We start from the raw sequence: 20,343 nt of genomic DNA, 5'->3' as shown, positions 1-20,343 counted from the left end.
CCCTCCGCCGGGCGTCCCCTTCAACTCCTGAAGGGTACGGCCCGGGGGCGGAGGCGGGGGTGTCGACGGGGAGGGCCGGAGACGGAAACGACCGGGCGGCGGGCGGCAATCAGGACCGGGACGGCGGGCGCACGGGACGAGGACGGCCGCCGGGCGCGGGTAGGCCGAACGGGTACGGCCGGCAGGTGGGGGCGGTCCGGGCGGCGGGCGGGCGGGGCACCGGGGTCACGCCGTGGTGTCGGGGGTGGGGGCCGGGTGATCGGGGGGTGAAGGTGTTGCACGGCCTGGACCTGCGGGGACGGGGTTCGCCGGTCCTGGCAGCGGCCGAAATCCACACACCACTAGCATGGTGCCCAATTCTCACCCGTCCCACCGGAACCGAGGACGGTACCGGCAGGGGGCACTTCCAGACATGACGGGGAATCAGATGGCAGGGGATCACCCTACGCCGGGGGCAGGCGAAACGCCCGGCAACGGTCCGCAGGACAACCGGGGCGTCTCGTTCGGACGCCCGCCGGGCGGCGGTGTCGATCCGGCCGCCGTCGCGGACCAGATGACGCAGCTCGACGGCTCGGCCATCCCGGGCCCGGCCGCCCCTGCCGGGCCGCCGCCCGCGCAGCCGCCGGCACCGCCCGCCCAGCCGCCCGTCGGTGGCGCCGACTACGCGGCGTACGCGCCGACGGCGGCCGGCGGCTTCCCCGCGCAGGCCCCGCCGGCCCCGGCCGGCGCACCGGTCGGCCCGTACGACCCGACGCCCGGCGCCCCGTACGGTGCCCCCGACGCCGGGCAGGGCTACAACACCGGTGGCTACAACTTCCCGCAGCAGCAGACCGGGTACAGCTACCCCGGCGCGCCGACGACGCCCAAGCAGCGCAACCCCGTGATGCTGTGGGGCGGGATCATCGGCGGTGTGCTGGCGATCTCGATCGTGGTCGCCCTGGTCGTGCTGCTCAAGGCCGACCCCGAGCCCACGCCGGGCCCGGGCCCCGTCGCCACCACCGGCGGCACCGGCGACGGCGGCAACTCCGGTGACACCACCCCCGGCCCCAACACCAAGGGCGCCACCTACAACGTCGCCTGGACCGCTCCCAAGGGTGCCAACAGTGACGGCGCGAACCAGATGCTCGGCGTCTGGGGCACCGACAAGCTCGCCGTCCGCGTCGACAGCAGCGGCATCAAGGCCTACAACCTGACGGACGGCAAGGAGGCCTGGACCATCCCCGTCCCGGCCGGCAGCAAGGAGATGTGCACCGCCTCCTACGGGGCCAACTCCAAGGGTGTCGCGGCCGTCTCGTTCAACACCGGTGACAGCGACTGCTCCACCGTCGGCGCCGTCGACCTCAACCAGGGCAAGCTGCTCTGGAGCGTCAAGGTCACGGCCGACCGGATGTCCTCGCCGACCCTGAGCGTCACCGAGAACGTCGTCGCCGTCGGCGGCAACATGGTCGGCGCGCTGAACATCGCCAACGGCCAGCCCGCCTGGCAGTACCAGCCGCGCGACAAGGACTGCAGCGTGCGCGGCCGCGCGGCCGGCGTCCAGATCGCCGTCAGCGACCGCTGCTACGGCGGCAGCGGCCCGAAGTCGCAGCTGGTCATCGTGAACGCCGAGACGGGCAAGGCGGCCAGCACGCCGATCACCCTGACCGGCAGCATCGAAGAGGTCGACCAGGTCGTCCAGGACAAGCCGCTCGTCCTGCTGATGACCAGCGGCCCGCAGGGCGACTACGTCCTGCCGTTCGACAAGGACAACAAGCCGGGCAACCAGATGTCCGTCAAGGAGCCCGGTTCGGACAGCCTGCGCCTGTCCGGCCAGGACGAGGCCCTCACCCGGAACGTGGTCAGCGGTTCCACCCTGTACGTCCAGGTCAGCGGCACCAAGCCGGGCATCAACGCCTACGACCTGAACACCGGCAAGCGCCTGTGGGCGTCCACCACCTCCTCGGCCGGCAACGAGATGCGCCTGGTCTCCGGCACCGACAAGGACGGCAAGGTCCGCGCCGTCGTCGAGCAGGGCTACGACAAGCCGGCCCGCCTGGTGACGCTCTCTCCGACCGACGGCTCGATGGCCGACATCGGCACCATCGCCATGTCGAACGGCCTGGACATCGGCAGCAGCACCTCCGAGTACGTCATCTCGGACGACGGCAGCGCGGTGTACGCCTTCCGTCGCTACAGCTCCACCGACGGTCCGCTGACCAAGTGGAAGAAGTGACACCGGGGGCATGACCCTCCGTCGGGGCCGTCGAGGCCACGACAGCACACGGGCGGGGCGGGTACGGGCGAACAGCCGGTACCCGCCCCGCCCGTGTGCCCCACCGGTGAATTCTCGGCGGGCCCATGCGTTGGACATGCGAGGATTCGGAACATCCGTCTGACAAAGGAGTGCAGCGAGTGCCCGGCACAAACCTGACCCGCGAGGAGGCCCGCACCCGGGCCGATCTCCTCCGCGTGGACGCGTACGACATCGAGCTCGACCTGGGCTCGGCCCGCGAGGGAGGCACCTTCCGGTCCACCACCGTGGTCCGGTTCACCGCCACCACGCCCGGCGCGGACACCTTCATCGACCTCGTCGCCCCGAGCGTCGAGGAGATCACCCTCAACGGCGCGTCGCTCGACCCGGCGAGCTTCGCCGACAGCCGCATCCCGCTGCCGAACCTGGCCGCCGAGAACGAGCTGCGGATCGTCGCCGACTGCGCGTACACCAACACCGGTGAGGGCCTGCACCGGTTCGTCGACCCGGTCGACGGCGAGACCTACCTGTACACCCAGTTCGAGGTGCCGGACGCCCGCCGGGTCTTCGCCACCTTCGAACAGCCCGACCTGAAGGCCGCGTTCACGTTCACCGTGACCGCCCCGAAGGGCTGGGTCGTGGTCTCCAACTCGCCGACCCCGACCCCCGTCGGCGACGATGACACCCAGGTCTGGAAGTTCGAGCCCACCGGCCGGATCTCCAGCTACATCACCGCGCTGATCGCCGGCCCGTACGTCGGCGTCTTCGACAGCTACGAGAAGGGCGAGCAGAAGGTGCCGCTGGGCGTCTACTGCCGGCCCTCGCTGCGGGAGTTCCTGGACCCGGAGGCCATCTTCGAGGTCACCAAGCAGGGCTTCGACTACTTCCAGGAGAAGTTCGACTTCCCGTACCCGTTCGCGAAGTACGACCAGCTGTTCGTCCCGGAGTTCAACGCCGGCGCGATGGAGAACGCGGGTGCCGTCACCCTGCGCGACCAGTACGTGTTCCGCTCCAAGGTCACCGACGCCGCGTACGAGGCCCGCGCCGCGACGATCCTGCACGAGCTCGCCCACATGTGGTTCGGCGACCTCGTCACCATGGAGTGGTGGAACGACCTCTGGCTGAACGAGTCCTTCGCCACCTTCGCCGAGGCCGTCTGCCAGGCCGAGGCCCCCGGCTCCAAGTGGCCCCAGTCGTGGACCACCTTCGCCAACCAGATGAAGACCTGGGCCTACCGGCAGGACCAGCTGCCGTCCACCCACCCGATCATGGCCGACATCAACGACCTGGAGGACGTCCAGGTCAACTTCGACGGCATCACCTACGCCAAGGGCGCCTCGGTGCTCAAGCAGCTGGTGGCCTACGTCGGCCAGGACGCCTTCTTCCAGGGCGTGCAGGCCTACTTCAAGCGTCACGCCTGGGGCAACACCCGGCTCAGCGACCTGCTCGGCGCCCTGGAGGAAGCCAGCGGCCGCGACCTCAAGGCCTGGTCCAAGTCCTGGCTGGAGACCGCCGGCATCAACGTGCTGCGGCCCGCCATCACGCTGAACACCGACGGCGAGATCGAGTCCTTCGCCGTGCTGCAGGAGGCCCCCGCGCTGCCCGCCGGCGCCAAGGGCGAGGCCGTGCTGCGGCCGCACCGCATCGCGATCGGCCTGTACGAGCTGAACGGCGACGCCCTGGTGCGCACCGACCGGATCGAGCTGGACGTCGACGGCCCGCGCACCGAGGTGCCGGAGCTGGTCGGGCGTCACCGCCCGGCCGTCGTGCTGCTGAACGACGACGACCTGTCGTACGCCAAGATCCGGCTCGACGAGGACTCGATGGCCGTCGTCACCGAGCACCTCGGCGGCTTCACCGAGTCGCTCCCCCGCGCGCTGTGCTGGGCCTCCGCCTGGGACATGACCCGCGACGGCGAACTCGCCGCCCGCGACTACCTGTCGCTCGCACTCTCCGGCATCGGCCGCGAATCCGACATCGGCGTCGTGCAGTCCGTGCAGCGCCAAGTCAAGCTCGCCCTCGACGCGTACGCCGACCCGGACTGGCGCGAGGAGGGCCTCTCCCGCTGGGCCGCCGCCGCCGAGGAGCACCTGCGCGCCGCCGAGCCCGGCAGCGACCACCAGCTGGCCTGGGCCCGTGCCCTCGCCTCGGTCGCCCGCACGGACGGTCAGCTCGGACTGCTCGCCGGTCTGCTGGACGGCTCGGTCGAGATCAAGGGCCTCGCGGTGGACACCGAGCTGCGCTGGACGCTGCTCTCCCGCCTCGCGGCCACGGGCCGGGCGGACGAGGCCGCGATCGCGGCCGAGCTCGAGCGGGACAACACCGCCGCCGGCCAGGAGCACGCGGCCACCTGCCGCGCCGCCCGGCCGACCGCCGAGGCCAAGGCCGCGGCCTGGGCGTCGGTGGTGGAGTCCGACACGCTGACCAACTACGTCCAGGAGGCCGTCATCGCCGGCTTCCAGCAGTCCGACCAGCGCGAGCTGCTCGCGCCGTACGCGGAGAAGTACTTCTCGGCGGTCAAGGGCATCTGGGAGACCCGCAGCCACGAGATCTCGCAGCAGATCATCATCGGGCTGTACCCGGCGCTGCAGGTGACGGCCGGGACGCTGGAGGCCACCGACGCCTGGCTGGCCTCGGCCGAGCCGGCGCCGGCGCTGCGCCGCCAGGTCGTCGAGTCGCGGGCCGGGATCGAGCGCGCGCTCAAGGCCCAGGCGGCCGACCGCGCTGCGGGCGCTCGCTGACGAGGCGCAGACCGCACGAAGGGGCGCCGGACGGGATCGTCCGGCGCCCCTTCGGGGTTGTGCGGGTCCGGGTGGACGGTGCGCGGCGTCCGGGTGGACGCTGTGCGCGGGGTGGTTACTTCTTCTTGGTCTTGCCGTAGGGCAGGCCGGCCAGGGCACCGATCACCACGAAGAGAACGATCGGGAGAAACACGTACAGGCCGAGGGTCTGGCCGAGGCTCAGGCCGGAACCGGGGTCATCGCCGTCGTCCCTGGTGTAGGCCATGGCGGGCGACGACAGCAGCATCATCAGCGTGACCGTTGCGGAGACCGCGCCGGCTCGCAAAGCGTTCCTCTTGTCCACGTTTCCAACTTACCCGCCGCTTATGGGACGGCGCGCGTCGGGGTCGGCCTGGTGGGGGTGGGGCGGCTGCGGGTGGCCGCGCGGGCGGAGGCCGACGGTGGCCGCGCGCGGGCGGAGGCCGCGCGCGGCGGGTCGGGCTCCCGCGGTCAGTGCGGCTTCGGTGGGGCGAGGAGGTGGGCGAGGAGGCGGGCGGCGGGGGTGGCGGCGAGGCGGTCGAGGGTGACCGGGGCGCCGGCGCCGTCGGCGACCGGGAGGCGCCAGTTCGGGTACTGGTCCCAGGTGCCCGGCAGGTTCTGCGGGCGAGGGTCCCCGACCAGGTCCGGCAGCCAGACGCCGACCAGCTCCGCCGGGGTCGCCCGCAGGAAGCGGTACAGCACGGGCATCGACAGCGGCTCGCCGGGGGTGAGCAGCCCCTGCGCGGCCAGCTCGGCCCGCCAGTCCGCCAGTTCCCCGGCCGCCTCCTCCTGCTCCTCACCCAGCGGCCGGGCCAGCAGGCCGAGCCGGTGGCGCAGCTCGACGTGCTCGCCGGAGAGCCGGGCGGCGGTGCTCGGCAGGTCGTGGGTGGTGAGGGTGGCCAGACAGCCCGGCCGCCAGCGGTTCGGGGCCAGGATGCCGCCGCCGGCCTGCCAGTCCCGTTCGAACCACAGGACGGAGGTGCCGAGCACGCCGCGCGCCGCCAGCTCCTCCCGGACGCCCGGCTCGACCGTGCCGAGGTCCTCGCCGATCACCGCCGTCCCGGCCCGGTGCGCCTCCAGGGCCAGCACGCCGAGCATCGCCTCGGCGTCGTAGCGGATGTACGCGCCCTCGGTGGGCAGGTGGCCGGCGGGCACCCACCAGAGCCGGAACAGGCCCATGACGTGGTCGATGCGCAGGGCCCCCGCGTGCCGGGCGGCCGACCGCAGCAGCTCCGCGTACGGGGCGTAACCGGCCTCGGCGAGAGCGTCCGGGCGCCAGGGCGGCAGGCCCCAGTCCTGGCCGTGGGCGTTGAAGGCGTCCGGCGGGGCGCCGACCGAGATGCCGCCGGCCAGCACGTCCTGGAGGGCCCAGGCGTCGGCGCCGTCCGGGTGGACGCCGACGGCGAGGTCGTGGATCAGGCCGACCGGCATGCCGGCCTCGCGGGCGGCGCGCTGGGCGTCGGCGAGCTGCTGGTCGACCTGCCAGGCGAGCCAGTGGTGGAACTCGACCCGTTCCCCGAGCTCCTTGCCCGCCTGCTCGACGTGTGGGCCGTCCGGGTGACGCAGGCCCTTCGGCCAGTGGTGCCAGTCGGCACCGTGCACCTCGGCCAGGGCGTTCCACAGGGCGTGCCGGCGCAGCCACTCGCCCTCCCGGCGCCGGAACGCCTCGTACGCGGCCTGCCGGCCGGGCCCGCGCGGCACCTCGTGCAGCAGTTCCAGGGCCTCGCGCTTGAGCGCCCAGACGGCGTCGCGGTCGATCAGGCCGTCGTGCCCGAGGACCTCGTCGCGCAGGCGGGCCGCCCGGCGGGTCAGCTCCTCGGCCCGCTGTCGTTGCTCCGCGGTCAGGTACCCGTACTCGGGGACGGCCTCGATCCGCAGGTGCACGGGGTCGGCGAAGCGGCGGGAGGACGGGCGGTAGGGGGACGGGTCGGACGGAGTGGCGGGGAGCCCTGCGTGCAGCGGGTTGATCTGCACGAAGCCCGCGCCGAGGTCGGCGCCCGCCCACTGGGCCAGTTCGGCGAGGTCGCCGAGGTCCCCCATGCCCCAGGAGCGGTCGGACAGGACGGAGTACAGCTGCGCGAGGAACCCCCAGCTGCGGCCCGGGAGTCGGGGGACTTCCTGCGGGGCGACGATCAGCGCCGCTTCGGCCTTCGTGCCGTCGGACTCCGCCTTGAGGGTGTGCCGCCCGAGGGGCAGGTCGGCGGGCAGCCAGTGCGAGTGCCCGCACGGCAGCTCCCAACTCCCGCCGCCCTCCAGCTCCACGTGCAGCCGGGCGTCCGCCGGGACGTCCAGGGCGGTGCGCCGGCCCTGCCGGACCACCACGGTGGGCGGCAGCAACCGGGCGCGCTGCTCGGCCCGGTGACGCTCCAGCGCCTCCCGCGCCTCCTCCGGCGTCCCGGCCGCCACCCCCAGTGCCGCCAGCACGGCGACCAGCGTCCGCGCCCCCACCGCCTGTCCGCCCGGCCCCGGATGCCGGGTGTCCACCCCGTACGCCTGTGCCAGCGCCACCAGTTCGGCGGGCGGCGGCGGGGCATCCTGCGCCGGTACCTGCTCGGCTCCGTCACTGTCGTGGTAAGCGGCCACTCGCGGCTCCTGCGATGTCTCGGCTACGCCCGGTCAGGACTCCCCAAGTCCTACCCGGGTAACCGCCCGACGACGCTGCGCGACACGGCGGGCGCGCGGTGGATCGGACGGTCCGTCGCACCGGAACCGGTGACCCTTCGGTGACGGACCGTGTCCATGCCGCCCCGCTCCCCCTTCCCCGGCCGCGGCTGACGCATCGCCGCACCTCACACCGTCGATCCGGGGCGTCGGGGCCGGGTCGGCGGCTGGTGCGGCGAGCGGTCCCGGCCGGGGGATGAATCGGGGCAAGGTCGGCATAGCCGTCGGCGGCGTTGACACCGGGTTGGGTACCTGGTGGGGTTGCTCGCATTGTGGTCCTGGCCTGGCGAGGAGGCTCCTGTGCAAGCCCGAGTGTCCGTCGCAGCCGGGCGGCGGCTGCGGTCTCAGTTGGAGCAGAGTCCGGCGTTGCGGGAGGTGCTGCAGCACCCGGCGGCGCTGGTCGCGCGGCGGGCGACGGCGCGGACGTGCCGTCAGTTGGCGCCCCGGACGGCGGACCGGCTGATCGCCGACCTCAAGGGGACGGAGCCGCTGTTGGCCTCGGTGCGGGCGGAGCGCGCGGCCGGGCGTCCCGGGCGGCGGGCGATGCAGATCGCGGCCGGGGTCGCGGCCGCGGCGGTGGTCGGCGGGCTGTTGGCCGGGCCGCTGCCGTCGGCGTACGCGGCCACGCCGGGGCCGGACGTGGTGTCCACCGCGCCGCAGACGCCGCTGGGGAGCGTGACCGACCCTCAGGTGTTCCCGCGGCCGCAGGAGCAGACGGTGGCGGGCAAGGCGGTCGTGGTGCCCGGCGCCGTGACGCTGGTGGCCTCGCCGAAGGCCGACATCGGCGCGGTGCTGGCCGTCCGTGAGGTGCTGGACGTCGCCGGGGCGACCGAGGTGACGCCGCAGGCGGACGGCGGGACGCCGGCCGCCGGCTCGCTGGTGGTGTACGTCGGCGGGCCCTCCGAGGGCGCCGACGGCGAGGTCGACCGGGTGCTGCGGCAGCTGAGCGCCGCGGCCGGCGGCAAGGGGGGCGCCGCGCCCTCGACCGCGAACCTGCCGGCCGGCGGGTACGTGCTGTCGGCCGGTCAGCTGCCCGCCCAGGGCGGCGGGACGTACGGCGCCGTGGTGCTGGCGGGCACGGACACCACCGGGACCTTCTACGCCGCGCAGAGCCTGCGCCAGCTGCTCGCCGCCGTGCCGGCCGGGCAGGGGCAGGCGGCGGGCGCCAACGGGCTCGGCCTGCCCGGGATCACGCTGCGGGACTGGCCGAGCGGCGCACCGGTGCGGGGCACCGCCGAGGCGTTCTACGGCACCCCGTGGACAGCGCAGCAGCGGCTGGACCAGGTCGACTTCCTCGGCCGCTCCAAGCAGAACTTCTACCTCTACGCCCCGGGTGACGACCCGTACCGGCTCTCCCGCTGGCGCAGCGCCTACCCGGCCGCGCAGGCGGACGAACTGCGCGAGCTGGCCGACCGGGCGCGGCGCAACCACGTGACGCTCGGCTACGCGATCGACCCGGGGCAGTCCCTCTGCTTCAGCTCCGGCAAGGACGTGGACGCGCTGGTGGCCAAGCTGGACGGGCTGCGCAAGCTCGGCTTCACCGCCTTCCAGCTGCAGTTCCTGGACGTCAGCTACGACGAGTGGCACTGCGACGACGACCGCGACGACTACGGCACCGGGCCCGCCGCGGCCGCCAAGGCGCAGGCCGAGCTGGTGAAGAAGGTGCAGGACCGGCTGATCGCCAAGAACCCGGGGCTGGCGCCGCTGTCCGTCGTCCCGACCGAGTACCACCAGCAGGGCGCCACGCCGTACCGCAAGGCGCTGGCCGCGGCGCTGCCGGCGGGCGTGCAGGTGGCCTGGAGCGGGGTCGGGGTGATCCCGGAGAAGATCACCGCCGCACAGGCCTCCGACACCGCCGACCTGTACGGGCACCCGCTGGTCACCATGGACAACTACCCGGTCAACGACGCCAACCCGGACCGGCTCTTCCTCGGCGCCTACACCGGGCGCGACCCGGGGGTGGCCACCCGCTCGGCGGTGATGCTGACCGGCGCGATGCAGCAGCCGGTCGCCTCCCGGATAGCCATCGCCACGGCCGGCGACTTCGCCTGGAACCCCGTCGGCTACAAGCCGGACGAGTCCTGGCAGGCGGCCGTGCGCACGCTGGCCGGGCCGACCGGCGCCGCCGCGACGCCCGCCGGGACGGCGCTGCCCGCCGTCACGGCGCTGGCCGGCAACAGCACCTCCTCCCCGCTGTCCAAGCAGGAGTCCGGCTACCTCACGCCGCTGCTCGACCGCTTCTGGGCGGCAGCCGAACCCACCTCCGGCGCGGCCCCCGACCTCACCAGGCTGATAGAGGCCGCCGCCCCGCTGCGGGACGCCTTCGCCGCGATGGCCACCGCCCAGCAGACCCTGGCCGGCACCCCGGCCACCGCCCAGCTGGCCGGCGAGGCCGCGCCCTGGCTGGGCCCGCTGCGCGACTACGGGCTGGCCGGGCAGGCCGCGCTGAACATGCTGCTGGCCCAGCACGGCGGCGACGGCGCGGCCGCCTGGAAGGCCCGGGTGGAGCTCAACCGGCTGCGCGAGCAGCTCGACCGGGCCCCGGCCACCGTCGGCGCCGGCGTGCTCGGCCCGTTCCTGGACCGTGCCGTCCGCGCCGCCGACACCTGGGCGGGCGTGGTCGGCGGCGGGGTCACCGCGACCACCACCCTGGGCACCGCGCAGGACCACCTGCCCGCGCTGATGACCGACGGCGTGGCGGACACCTTCTACTGGAGCTCCGCTCCCCCGCAGCCCGGCGACGCGATCGGCCTGGACCTCGGCGCGGGCCGCCCGGTCAGCGGCGTGACGGTGCTGATGGGCAGCTGGGGCAACGGCCCGGACGCCCGGACCGCCGTGGACGACTACATCCGCGACGGCGTGCTGGAGTACTCCACCGGCGAGGGCGGCTGGAAGCAGCTCGCCGTCGTCAAGAACCAGAAGACGGTCAGCGCCCAGCTCCCGCCGGGCACCGTCGTCCGGGCGGTGCGGCTGCGGGCCACCGCCGCGCAGAAGACCGCCGTCGCGGTCCGCGAGTTCACCGTCACCGCCCCGGACGAGTCCCCGGCGAGCGTCACCGGCGGGCCCGCCGCGCTGCCCGGCTCCTCCGCCGCCGCGGTACTGGACGGCAACCCGGACACCGCGTACCGGGCCGCCAAGGCGCCGACCGCGCAGGACGAGCCGCTGACCGTGGAGCTCGGCGCCGCCCGCCCGCTGGACCGGCTCACCGTGCTGACCGACCCGGGCGTGCGCGCCACCGCCACCGTCGCGGTGCGCCGCGCCGACGGCACCTGGGCGGACATCGGCACCGTGGTGCCCGGCTACAACGAGCTGCCCGCCGGCGGGCAGGTGGCCGACGCGTTCCGGCTGACCTGGCGGCCCGGCGGCGACCCGCCGGTGGTCAACCAGGTGATCCCCTGGTACGCGGACGCCCCGGCGGCCCGCCTCAGCCTCTCCGACCCGGCCCTGGACGTGGTCACCGGCGCGGCCGCGCCCGTCAAGACCCAGGCCACCGTGGAGGCCGGCCGCCCCGAGGGCACCACCGGGGAACTGCGTGCCGAGGTGCCGGCCGCCGCCAAGGGCCTGACCGTGACCCCGGCCGGCCCGGTGACCGTGCCGCGCGGCGGCCGGGTGGGCGTTCCGCTGCTGGTCGGCGCCGCGCCGGGCACGCCGTCCGGGACGTACCAGGTGCCGGTGCAGTTCGTGGCCGGGGCGACCACCGTCAAGCAGGTGCTCCAGGTGCACGTGGTGCCGCCGACCGGCGGGGCGGACCTGGCGCTCGGCGCGAAGGCCACCTCCTCCGGCGACGAGACGGCGAACTTCCCGGCCTCGGCGGTCACCGACGGCGATCCGAAGAGCCGCTGGTCCTCGCCGGCCAAGGACGACGCCTGGGTGCGGCTGGAGCTGCCGCAGGCGACCAGGCTGGGCGCGGCGGTGCTGCACTGGCAGGCCGCGTACGCCGCCTCGTACAAGATCCAGGTCTCTGCGGACGGGAACTCCTGGACGGACGCGGCGACGGTGGACAACGGCAAGGGCGGCGACGAGACGGTGCGCTTCGACGCGCCCGGCGTCCGGTTCGTCCGGGTCCAGGGCGTGGCGCGGGCGACGAAGTACGGCTACTCGCTGTGGGGCGTCGAGCTGTACGCGGTGACCCCGCCGGCCCAGCCGCAGCCGCCGGCCGGCCAGCCCGCGCAGCCGGGACAGCCGGGGCAGCCGGGACAGCCGGGCGGTGCGCCGAGCGCTCCCCCCGCAGCCCCTCCGGCGGCGCCCGCGAAGCCGTAGCCGGCCCGCGGCCCCCGAAGGACGGCGGCGGGCCGCCGTGCTCCCCGCTGCGGGGGGCGCGGCGGCCCATGAGGCGCGTACCGACGGTGTGACGGGCGAGCCCTTGTGTCGCTTCGGTCAGGCGGAGAGCGGTTCGGGCTGCTCGCCGCGGCGGACGGGGGTGGAGTGGGCGCCGTGCGCCCGGCCGATCGGGACCGAGTGGTTGAGCTCGGTATGGTCGTGGTGCTCGTACTCGCCCCACTGCGGGGCGCGCAGCTGGTCGCCGCCGCCGTAGGGTTCCAGGTAGGGGCGCCAGCGCGGATCCTTGATGCCGGTGCCGATGATCCGCCAGGCGAGTCCGCTGGGCGGTGCGGGTGGACGCTTCATCCGCCACCCGAGTTCGGTGAGGTGGCGGTCGGCCTTGGTGTGGTTGCAGCGGCGGCAGGCTGCCACCACGTTGTCCCACCGGTGCTGGCCGCCCCGGCTGCGCGGGATCACGTGGTCGACGCTGGTGGCGGCGGCCCCGCAGTAGACGCAGCGGCCGTGGTCGCGGGCGAACAGCGCCCGGCGGGTGAGCGGGACGGGCCCGCAGAACGGGACCCGGACGAAGCGGGTCAGACGGACGACGGACGGCGCCGGAAGGGCGCTGGTGGCGCTGTGCAGAGTGACTCCCGAGTCCTCCAGGCTGACCGCCTTGTGGTTGAGGACCAGGATGAGTGCGCGGCGCATCGATACGACGCCGAGTGGCTCGTAGGACGCGTTGAGGACCAGGACATGCGGCACGGATGCCTCCTTGGACGCCTGCGGCGCGTGGCTCGCGCCGGGACGAGCGGTTGGATCGCACAACGAGTGCGCGATCTCCCCCAGTGTCGCCTTACGCCTTTGTACGGCGCCACCACTCCTGTGTAACGGACCTGACGTGAACTCCGGGTGTGGTCTCTGTCATAACCGGTATGCCCGGGGAAGGTCGGGTTGCACCCGGGCGGCACCCGGGTGCCGCCCGGGCCCGGCCGACGGCTCTGCCGGGGGACGGATCGGCCGGTCGGAGCAGTGTCCGGCCGGGTCGGAGCGGCTTCCGGGCCGGGGTCCCGGGGGAGCGCACCGGGGCGTTGACGGGGCGTCCGGGCCGGTCCGTACGCCCGTGGGCGGCTTCCCGCGAGGCGGCGGACGGCGTCCGGCGTGTCCGGTCGGGCGCTCGGCGGCGGATAGGCTAAGGCGCACGGTCCGCGGGCCGCTTGCCGGCGGTGCGGGCCCGCCACGCCACCAGCAAGGAAGGTCCGCACGTGTTCAGCTCCGGCGCCACCGGTCTGTCCGACGCGTCCCCGACGCCCTCCGTCCCGACGCCGACCCCCAGCCCCACCGGGCAGCTGCCGAACCTGGACCTGCGGATCCCGACCAGCGCGCAGGAAGTCTCGGACACCACCAAGCAGGCCGCCAGCTGGTTCGACACGCACTGGCAGAGCTGGCTGGCCTCGGGCCTGCGGATCGTCTTCATCGTGGTGCTCGCGATGGTGCTGCGGGCCGTGGTGCGCAAGCTGATCACCCAGCTGATAGGGCGGATGGCGCGCAACCCGGAGCACCAGGAGGAGAGCCGGCTGGGCGGGCTGCTGGCCAACACCGGGGTGGTGAACCCGGAGCGGCGCCAGCAGCGCTCTGAGGCGATCGGCTCGGTGCTGCGCAGCGTGGCCTCCTTCACGATCCTCGGCACGGCGGCGCTGATGGTGCTCTCCGCGCTGGGGGTGAACCTGGCGCCGCTGCTGGCGAGCGCCGGTGTGGCCGGTGTGGCGATCGGTTTCGGCGCCCGCAACCTGGTCACCGACTTCCTCTCCGGAGTCTTCATGATCATGGAGGACCAGTACGGCGTCGGCGACGAGATCGACACCGGGGTGGCCACCGGCACGGTGCTGGAGGTCGGCCTGCGGGTGACCAAGCTGCGCGGCGCGAACGGCGAGATCTGGTACATCCGCAACGGCGAGGTGAAGCGGATCGCCAACATGAGCCAGGGCTGGGCGACGGCCTCGGTGGACGTCCAGGTCGCGTACAAGGAGGACCTGCTGCGGGTCGAGGACCTGATCCACCAGACCGCCGAGGAGCTGGCCAAGGAGACGCCGTACGACGAGCTGGTCTGGGCGCCGGTGTCGATCCTGGGCGTGGAGTCGGTGGCGGCGGACTCCCTGATGCTGCGGGTCGAGGCCCGGACCGCGCCCGGCAAGTCGGCGGCCGTCTCCCGGGCGCTGCGCCAGCGGCTCAAGGTGGCCTTCGACGGGGCCGGGATCAAGGTCAAGGAGGAGGCCCCGACGGCGGCGGCCGCGGCGGCCGCCGCCGTGGCCGCCGCGGTGATCGCTCCGACGCAGGCCCCCGCGGCCGAGCCGGGGGCGCCGTCCGCCTTCGCCGACCCGAACTCGGCCCGGTTCAAGGCGACCGAGCCGATCCCGCTGCCGAGGCCGGAGCCGTAGACCCCACCCGCGAGAACGGACGAGAGCCCCGCCCCCGGCGGTCGGCGGCGGCGGGGTGCGCGTCGATCGGCAGGGTGCGCGTCGATCGGCAGGGTGCGCGTCGATCGGCAGGGAGCGGGACGGGGGGATCAGATCGGCTGAATGCGCTTTCCCTGCCGAGGGACCGGCGGAAGGTTCGTGAGCGTACGCAGAGCCTGATCATGCGCGCGGAAGCCGAAGCTGATGAGGGTGACGCTCTCGCCGGCGCCGAGCGGCGTCCGGCCGTGCGGCGTGAGCGCGCCGTCGAACACGACGCAGTCACCCACGTCGAGATCGCATTCGAGATAGCCGTTGGCGTCGATGAACACGGTGGTGCTGGCCCTGGGCGCACCGGTGGGGCGAACGTGCTCTAGGCAGAGGATCAGGTTGGCCTCACCGAAGCCGGACTCGTCGACGTGGAAGTCGAGGAACTGCCCCTCCTCCCGGTAGGCGATGTAGACGGCGGTGTGCGGCTGCTCGACGTCCAGGCCAGTGGACCCTGCCACGACTGCGGCGAGATCGATCTGTGCGGCGAACCGGTTCGCGGCGACGCCTACAGGCGCGTTCCACTTGCCGTTGTGGAGGTATCCGTCAGCGGCTACGACCCTCTCGGCCTCCTCCGCCATGGCGGCGACCAGCTCAGCGGGGAACGACTGATCACGCAGGTGACGCGGGTGCACGCGCTGGTGTGCGGTGAGCCCGCGCACGGCGTCCCGGAGAGTGGGGAAGTCCTCTGCCCACCGGTCCGGCCTCCGGGCCGTGGTGCGGGACCGGAGCCATGAAGTCCACTGACCGCTCCACCGGCTCGGTGCCGCGCTGCCCGCCGCCGACGCGTCGGCCTGACCGATCAGCATCTCCACTCGGGAGAGTGCGGCCTGCGTGGACTCGACCAGCCCGGCATCCCCCTTGGCGATCCGCAGCCGCAGCGCTTCCTGCAGATGGGCCTGGGCATCCGCGAGGTCGCCGCGCTCCATCAGGTGCTTTCCGGTGTGCTGGAGCGCGAAGTCGACCAGTTCCGGGTGCCGGCCTCGCGCGGTGCTCAGGGCACTGCGGTAGAGCGCGTCCGCGGTCCGCACGTCACCGGCGTAGCGATGCGCGTCGCCGAGGTTGAGTCCGGTGGCGACGACGGCCCGGGTGTTGCCGATCGCCGCGGCCAGGTCGAGCGACTGCCGGAGGAACCTGCGGGCCTCCTCGTGGTGGCCCAAGCACATCCGGCCGATGCCGATCCACCTGGTCAGGACCCGGGTACGAGCAGGGTCGGCCCCCTCGGGAAGGTCCTGCAGGTCCTTGTGGAGTCGGCCGACGGCGACGGTCAGCTCGTTCCGGTCGGCGGGGACCATCCGCAGGTCGTCGTCGTGAGTGATGAGGTGATTCAGCACGTGACCCTCCGTCGTTCGGCTGAGCCCAGAGTGGCACTACAGCTGGTCGGTCTGCCCGGCGCAGGTCGGCCAGCAGCTCCACCCCGTGGGCGGTGAAGTGATCCCGCAGGAGTTCGAGTTCGCGCATGAGGTAGCGGACGGCCGGCAGTCCCTCGTCATAGGCGCTCCGGAAGCTCGCGCGCTCGCTGGGCGTCAGATCGTCGCGGCGCAGTTCGGTCTGGCGGAAGCGCAGCAGCTGGTTGTACACGCAGGTCGCGTGCCACCTCATAGGCAGGAAGTCGGTCCGGCCGACTTCCTGCGCATGAGGGCCGGGCACTGCCGTTGCCGCTTCGGCCGGGCAGAAGCGGTCGACGGGGACCCTCAGTGCGCCATGGGCGTCGCTGTCGACCGATACTTCTGCTGCCGCCGCCTCACCATCGGAGGTCGGCGCCCCTCTTCTCCTCCCTGCTTCCTCCGCTCGTGATCGCCCGAGAGGCGACTTTCCCTCATTTCGCTACGCTGACTGCTTCTATCGATGCCGCCCCTCGGTGTGCCGAGGGGCGGCATCACAATTCCCGTCTTCTTCGATTATTTCGCCCATAAGTACGCTGCCCCTCCTTGCTCAAGGAGGGGCAGCACACTTGATCCGAGGTTTCCCTTTTGGCGACTGAGCGGCTTACCCCCGCCCCCGGCGCCGTGGGGTGGGGCTCCGTGCTGCCCGGTAACGCTTCGGCATCCTCCGTTCCACCGGCCATTGACACCCCGCTGACACGGCCCTTACGGTCCTTCCCAAGCGACTGGAAAGTTTCCTAACAGTTCGCCCGAAGCTCGCACCCGTCGGTACGGACGCCGCCCGAGAGTCACCCCGACGTCCCCCGGCGGCAACCCCGACCAGCCGAAAGAGGAGGATTCCGGGCATGACCAAGAGCACCGCCAAGGCCCCCCTCGCCGGCACTCCGAGCCTCCTGCGGGCCATCAACGACCGCGCCGCCCTCGAACTCCTGCTGGAGAACGGCCCGCTCTCCCGCACCCAGATCGGCACCCTGACCGGGCTCTCCAAGCCCACCGCCTCCCAGCTGCTGGCCCGGCTGGAGGCGGCCGGGCTGGTCCTGCCGGTCGGCACCACGGCGGGCGGTCCGGGGCCCAACGCGCAGCTGTACCAGGTGAATCCGGCCGCCGGGTACGTCGCCGGCCTGGACGTCACCAACAGCGCGATCCGGGTCGCGGTCGCCGACATCACCGGCACCACGCTGGTCGAGCACACCGTCACCACCAAGGGGGTGCCGGCCGCCGAGACCGTCCCCAGGGTCGCCTCCGCCGTCGCCGAGGCGGTCCGGGCCGCCGGGCTCGCCGAGGGCAGCCTGCGCACCGTCGCGATCGGCGTCGGCGGCGCCCCCGACCCGGTCACCGGCAAGCTGCGCTACGCCTCCCACCTGCCGGGGTGGCACTCGCCGCGGCTGGTCGAGGAGCTGTCCGAGGCGATCGGCGCGCCGGTGTCGATCGAGAACGACGTGAACCTGGCCGCCGTCGCCGAGCAGGCCTCCGGTGCGGCGGCCGGCTTCGAGGACTTCGTGCTGCTCTGGGCCGAGGCGGGCGTCGGCGCCGCGATCGTGATCGCCGGGCGGCTGCACCGCGGCTTCACCGGCGGCGCCGGGGAGGTCGGCTACATGCCGGTGCCCGACTCCCCGGTCGAGTGGGACTCCCGCCGCCGCAACTTCGGCGGGTACCAGGCCCTGGTCGGCGCACCCGCCGTCCGGGCGCTGGCCCGCGAGCACGGGCTCGGCGCGCCCACCGCCGAGGAGTCGATCGCCAAGGCCCTGGCCACCCCGGGCGCCGGCGACGCCTTCCTCACCGCGCTGGCCGGGCGGCTCGCCGTCGGGCTGACCGTGATCGTCTCGGTCGTCGACCCCCAGCTGGTGGTCCTCTCCGGCGCGGTGCCGAGCGCGGGCGGCGAACGCCTGCGCGCGCTGGTCGAGGACGAACTGGCCAGACTCTCCATCGCCCGGCCGGAGGTGAGGAGCAGCGCCCTGCCCGGCTCCCCCGTCCTGCTCGGCGCCCTGCAACGCGCCCTGTCGGACGCCCGCGAGGCGGTCTTCTCCACCCACTGACGCTCCCGCCCACCGACGCTCCCCCCGCACCCACTTCTCCCCGACCCCCGAACGCGGGCCCCGAGGCGACGACGCCTGCCCGCGCACTTCCAGGAGGACCTCCCAGTGCACGCCACCACCTCCCGCAGAGGCCGCCGCACGATCGCCGCCGTCGCCGGCAGCGCCGTCCTGGCCCTGCTCGCCACCGCCTGCACCGGTTCCAGCGACTCGGGCGGCAACGACGACTCGGCCAGCGGCAAGGACGTCACCATCACCTTCTGGCACGGCTGGAGCCAGGACAACGAGACCAAGGCGATCAACGACAACATCGCCGCCTTCGAGAAGGCCCACCCCAACATCCACGTCAAGGCCGTGGGCAACATCCCGGACGACAAGGTCAACCAGGCCCTGCGGGCCGGCGGCGACGACGCGCCGGACGTGGTCTCCTCCTTCACCACCAACAACGTCGGCATGTTCTGCTCGACCAAAGCCTTCGTCGACCTCAAGCCGCTGCTCCAGAAGAGCGGCATCGACGCGGCCAAGACCTTCCCGGCCGTGATGCTCAACTACACCCAGTTCCAGGGCAACCAGTGCTCGCTGCCGCTGCTCGGCGACGCGTACGGCCTGTACTACAACAAGAAGGCCTTCGCCGCCGCGGGCATCACCAACCCGCCCAAGACCTTCAGCGAGTTCGCCGCGGACGCCGCCAAGCTGACCGTCGCCGACGGCGACTCGTACAAGCAGCTCGGCTTCATGCCGCTGTACCACGGCTACGAGTCCACCACCGAGCACTACCTCGGCCAGTACGGCCCCACCTACTTCGGCCCCGACGGCAAGTCGAACCTCGCCACCGACCCGAAGGTCGCCGCGATGCTCCAGTGGCAGAAGGGCCTGGTCGACCAGCTCGGCGGCTACGACAAGCTGGAGAAGTACCGCGCGACCTTCGGCGAGGAGTTCAGCGCCAAGAACCCCTTCCACACCGGCCAGGTCGCGATGGCCATGGACGGCGAGTGGCGCACCGCCTCGCTGGCCGCGAACAAGCCCGACTTCGAGTGGGCCACCGCCGCGTTCCCCGTCCCGGACGACCAGGCCGACACCTACGGCCGCGGCTACCAGACCGGCACCATCGTCGGCATCGCCAGCACGAGCAAGAAGCAGACCGCCGCCTGGGAGTTCGTCAAGTACCTGACCACCGACACCGACGCGGTCGTCGGCTTCGCCAACGCGATCCACAACGTGCCGAGCACCTTCGCCGCGCTCGACTCGCCGAAGCTGGTCAGCGACGACAACGTCAAGACCTTCCTGGACATCGCCAAGAACCCCCACTCCGGCACCACCCCGTCGGCCGTCAACGGCAGCGGCTACATCAGCTCCCTGCAGAACCTCGGCTACGACTACGAGTCCGGCAAGCAGACCGACCTCCAGGCCGGCCTGGCGGCCACCGCCAAGCAGATCGACACCGACATCGCCCAGGCCAAGTAAGCGCCCGCGAACGGCCCACGGAGCTCCCATGTCACTCGCGTTCGGCACCCGCAAGGGAAGCGGCGACAAGGCCGGCACCGGACCGACCGACCCGACGGCGCCCTCCACGCAGCACCTGCTGCGCCGGAAGCGCCGCCGGGAGGCGGCCCGCACCCTCGCCTTCCTCTCCCCCTGGCTGATCGGGTTCAGCGTCTTCTTCGTCTACCCGCTGGTCTCCACCGCCTACTTCTCCTTCACCCAGTACAACGGCTTCGGCCAGCCGACCTTCAACGGCCTCAAGAACTGGGACTACGTCCTCGACCAGCTGCCGATGTTCTGGCAGGGCCTGCGCAACACCCTGTGGCTGGTCGTCGTCATGGTGGGCCTGCGGGTCGCCTTCGGCCTCGGCATCGGGATGCTCATCACGAAAGTCAAGACCGGCGCGGGCTTCTTCCGCACCGCCTTCTACCTGCCGTACCTGGCCCCGCCGGTGGCCGCGACCGTGGCCTTCGCCTTCCTGTTCAACCCCGGCACCGGCCCGGTCAACCACCTGCTCGGCGAGCTCGGCCTGCCGCAGCCCGGCTGGTTCGCCTCCCCGGACTGGTCCAAGCCCGCGCTCACCCTGCTCGCCATGTGGGGCGTCGGCGACCTGATGGTCATCTTCATGGCCTCGCTGCTGGACGTCCCCAGGGAGCAGTACGAGGCGGCCGAGCTGGACGGGGCCGGCCCGTTCCAGCGGTTCCGGTACGTCACGCTGCCGAACATCTCGCCGATCATCATGTTCGCGGTGGTCACCGGGGTGATCCAGACCATGCAGTACTACACCCAGGCGATCGTCGCCGGGAAGGTCGCCAGCGGCATCGCGGGCAACTCCGGCCAGCAGTTCGAGCCCGGCTACCCGGGCGGCTCCACCTGGACCCTGCCGCAGATGGTCTACAACCTCGGCTTCCAGCGCTTCAACTACGGCGCGGCCTGCGTCGTCGCCCTGGTGCTGTTCGCCGTCTCGATGGCCGTCACCTCGATCCTGCTCCGCCGCCGGTCCGGCTTCATGGCGAGCGACGACTAACGGGCCAG

The 20,343-nt window shown here is 73.1% G+C and carries 11 protein-coding genes; 7 read left to right on the top strand and 4 right to left on the bottom strand.

Annotated elements, in window-relative coordinates; all coding sequences use genetic code 11:
- Nucleotides 1–553 precede the first annotated feature (553 nt).
- Both ABTY56_RS10215 and pepN read left to right on the top strand, forming a co-directional pair.
- Nucleotides 554–2,212 (top strand): outer membrane protein assembly factor BamB family protein, encoded by a 1,659-nt coding sequence (locus ABTY56_RS10215; RefSeq protein ID WP_350628068.1) that lies wholly within the window; start codon nucleotides 554–556, stop codon nucleotides 2,210–2,212.
- Between the two features lie 179 nt (nucleotides 2,213–2,391).
- The gene (gene pepN / locus ABTY56_RS10210; RefSeq protein ID WP_350628066.1) at nucleotides 2,392–4,971 is read left to right on the top strand and encodes an aminopeptidase N; all 2,580 of its coding nucleotides are present in this window, start codon (nucleotides 2,392–2,394) and stop codon (nucleotides 4,969–4,971) included.
- A 115-nt stretch (nucleotides 4,972–5,086) separates the two neighbouring features.
- On the opposite strand, the gene ABTY56_RS10205 is transcribed toward pepN, so the two are convergent.
- Nucleotides 5,087–5,314 (bottom strand): hypothetical protein, encoded by a 228-nt coding sequence (locus ABTY56_RS10205; protein ID WP_350628064.1) that lies wholly within the window; start codon nucleotides 5,312–5,314, stop codon nucleotides 5,087–5,089.
- A 146-nt stretch (nucleotides 5,315–5,460) separates the two neighbouring features.
- Complete coding sequence (gene malQ, locus ABTY56_RS10200; RefSeq protein ID WP_502893066.1) at nucleotides 5,461–7,572, bottom strand: 4-alpha-glucanotransferase; 2,112 nt, start codon at nucleotides 7,570–7,572, stop codon at nucleotides 5,461–5,463.
- A gap of 453 nt (nucleotides 7,573–8,025) precedes the next feature.
- Here malQ and ABTY56_RS10195 point away from each other — a divergent pair, with 453 nt between their 5' ends.
- Nucleotides 8,026–11,910: a beta-N-acetylglucosaminidase domain-containing protein gene (locus ABTY56_RS10195; protein WP_350628118.1), complete on the top strand. Its 3,885-nt coding sequence runs from the start codon at nucleotides 8,026–8,028 to the stop codon at nucleotides 11,908–11,910.
- 117 nt (nucleotides 11,911–12,027) lie between these two features.
- Here ABTY56_RS10195 and ABTY56_RS10190 read toward each other — a convergent pair whose 3' ends face one another.
- Complete coding sequence (locus ABTY56_RS10190) at nucleotides 12,028–12,672, bottom strand: HNH endonuclease (RefSeq protein ID WP_350628062.1); 645 nt, start codon at nucleotides 12,670–12,672, stop codon at nucleotides 12,028–12,030.
- A gap of 500 nt (nucleotides 12,673–13,172) precedes the next feature.
- On the opposite strand from ABTY56_RS10190, the gene ABTY56_RS10185 reads away from it, so the two are divergent.
- Entirely contained in the window at nucleotides 13,173–14,345 is a 1,173-nt protein-coding gene (locus ABTY56_RS10185; RefSeq protein ID WP_350628061.1) for a mechanosensitive ion channel family protein, read from the top strand.
- Between the two features lie 128 nt (nucleotides 14,346–14,473).
- On the opposite strand, the gene ABTY56_RS10180 is transcribed toward ABTY56_RS10185, so the two are convergent.
- Entirely contained in the window at nucleotides 14,474–15,742 is a 1,269-nt protein-coding gene (locus ABTY56_RS10180; RefSeq protein ID WP_350628059.1) for a hypothetical protein, read from the bottom strand.
- An 896-nt stretch (nucleotides 15,743–16,638) separates the two neighbouring features.
- On the opposite strand from ABTY56_RS10180, the gene ABTY56_RS10175 reads away from it, so the two are divergent.
- From ABTY56_RS10175 to ABTY56_RS10165, 3 genes are all read left to right on the top strand, one after another.
- The gene (locus ABTY56_RS10175; protein WP_350628058.1) at nucleotides 16,639–17,829 is read left to right on the top strand and encodes an ROK family transcriptional regulator; all 1,191 of its coding nucleotides are present in this window, start codon (nucleotides 16,639–16,641) and stop codon (nucleotides 17,827–17,829) included.
- Nucleotides 17,830–17,934: 105 nt separating this feature from the next.
- Nucleotides 17,935–19,290: an ABC transporter substrate-binding protein gene (locus ABTY56_RS10170; RefSeq protein WP_350628056.1), complete on the top strand. Its 1,356-nt coding sequence runs from the start codon at nucleotides 17,935–17,937 to the stop codon at nucleotides 19,288–19,290.
- A 28-nt stretch (nucleotides 19,291–19,318) separates the two neighbouring features.
- Nucleotides 19,319–20,335, top strand: a complete 1,017-nt coding sequence (locus ABTY56_RS10165) for a carbohydrate ABC transporter permease (RefSeq protein WP_350628054.1) — start codon at nucleotides 19,319–19,321, stop codon at nucleotides 20,333–20,335.
- Nucleotides 20,336–20,343 lie beyond the last annotated feature (8 nt).

The organism is Kitasatospora sp. NPDC097691 (assembly GCF_040302665.1).
Classification (GTDB): domain Bacteria; phylum Actinomycetota; class Actinomycetes; order Streptomycetales; family Streptomycetaceae; genus Kitasatospora.
This window is presented reverse-complemented; position numbering and strand designations above follow the sequence as displayed.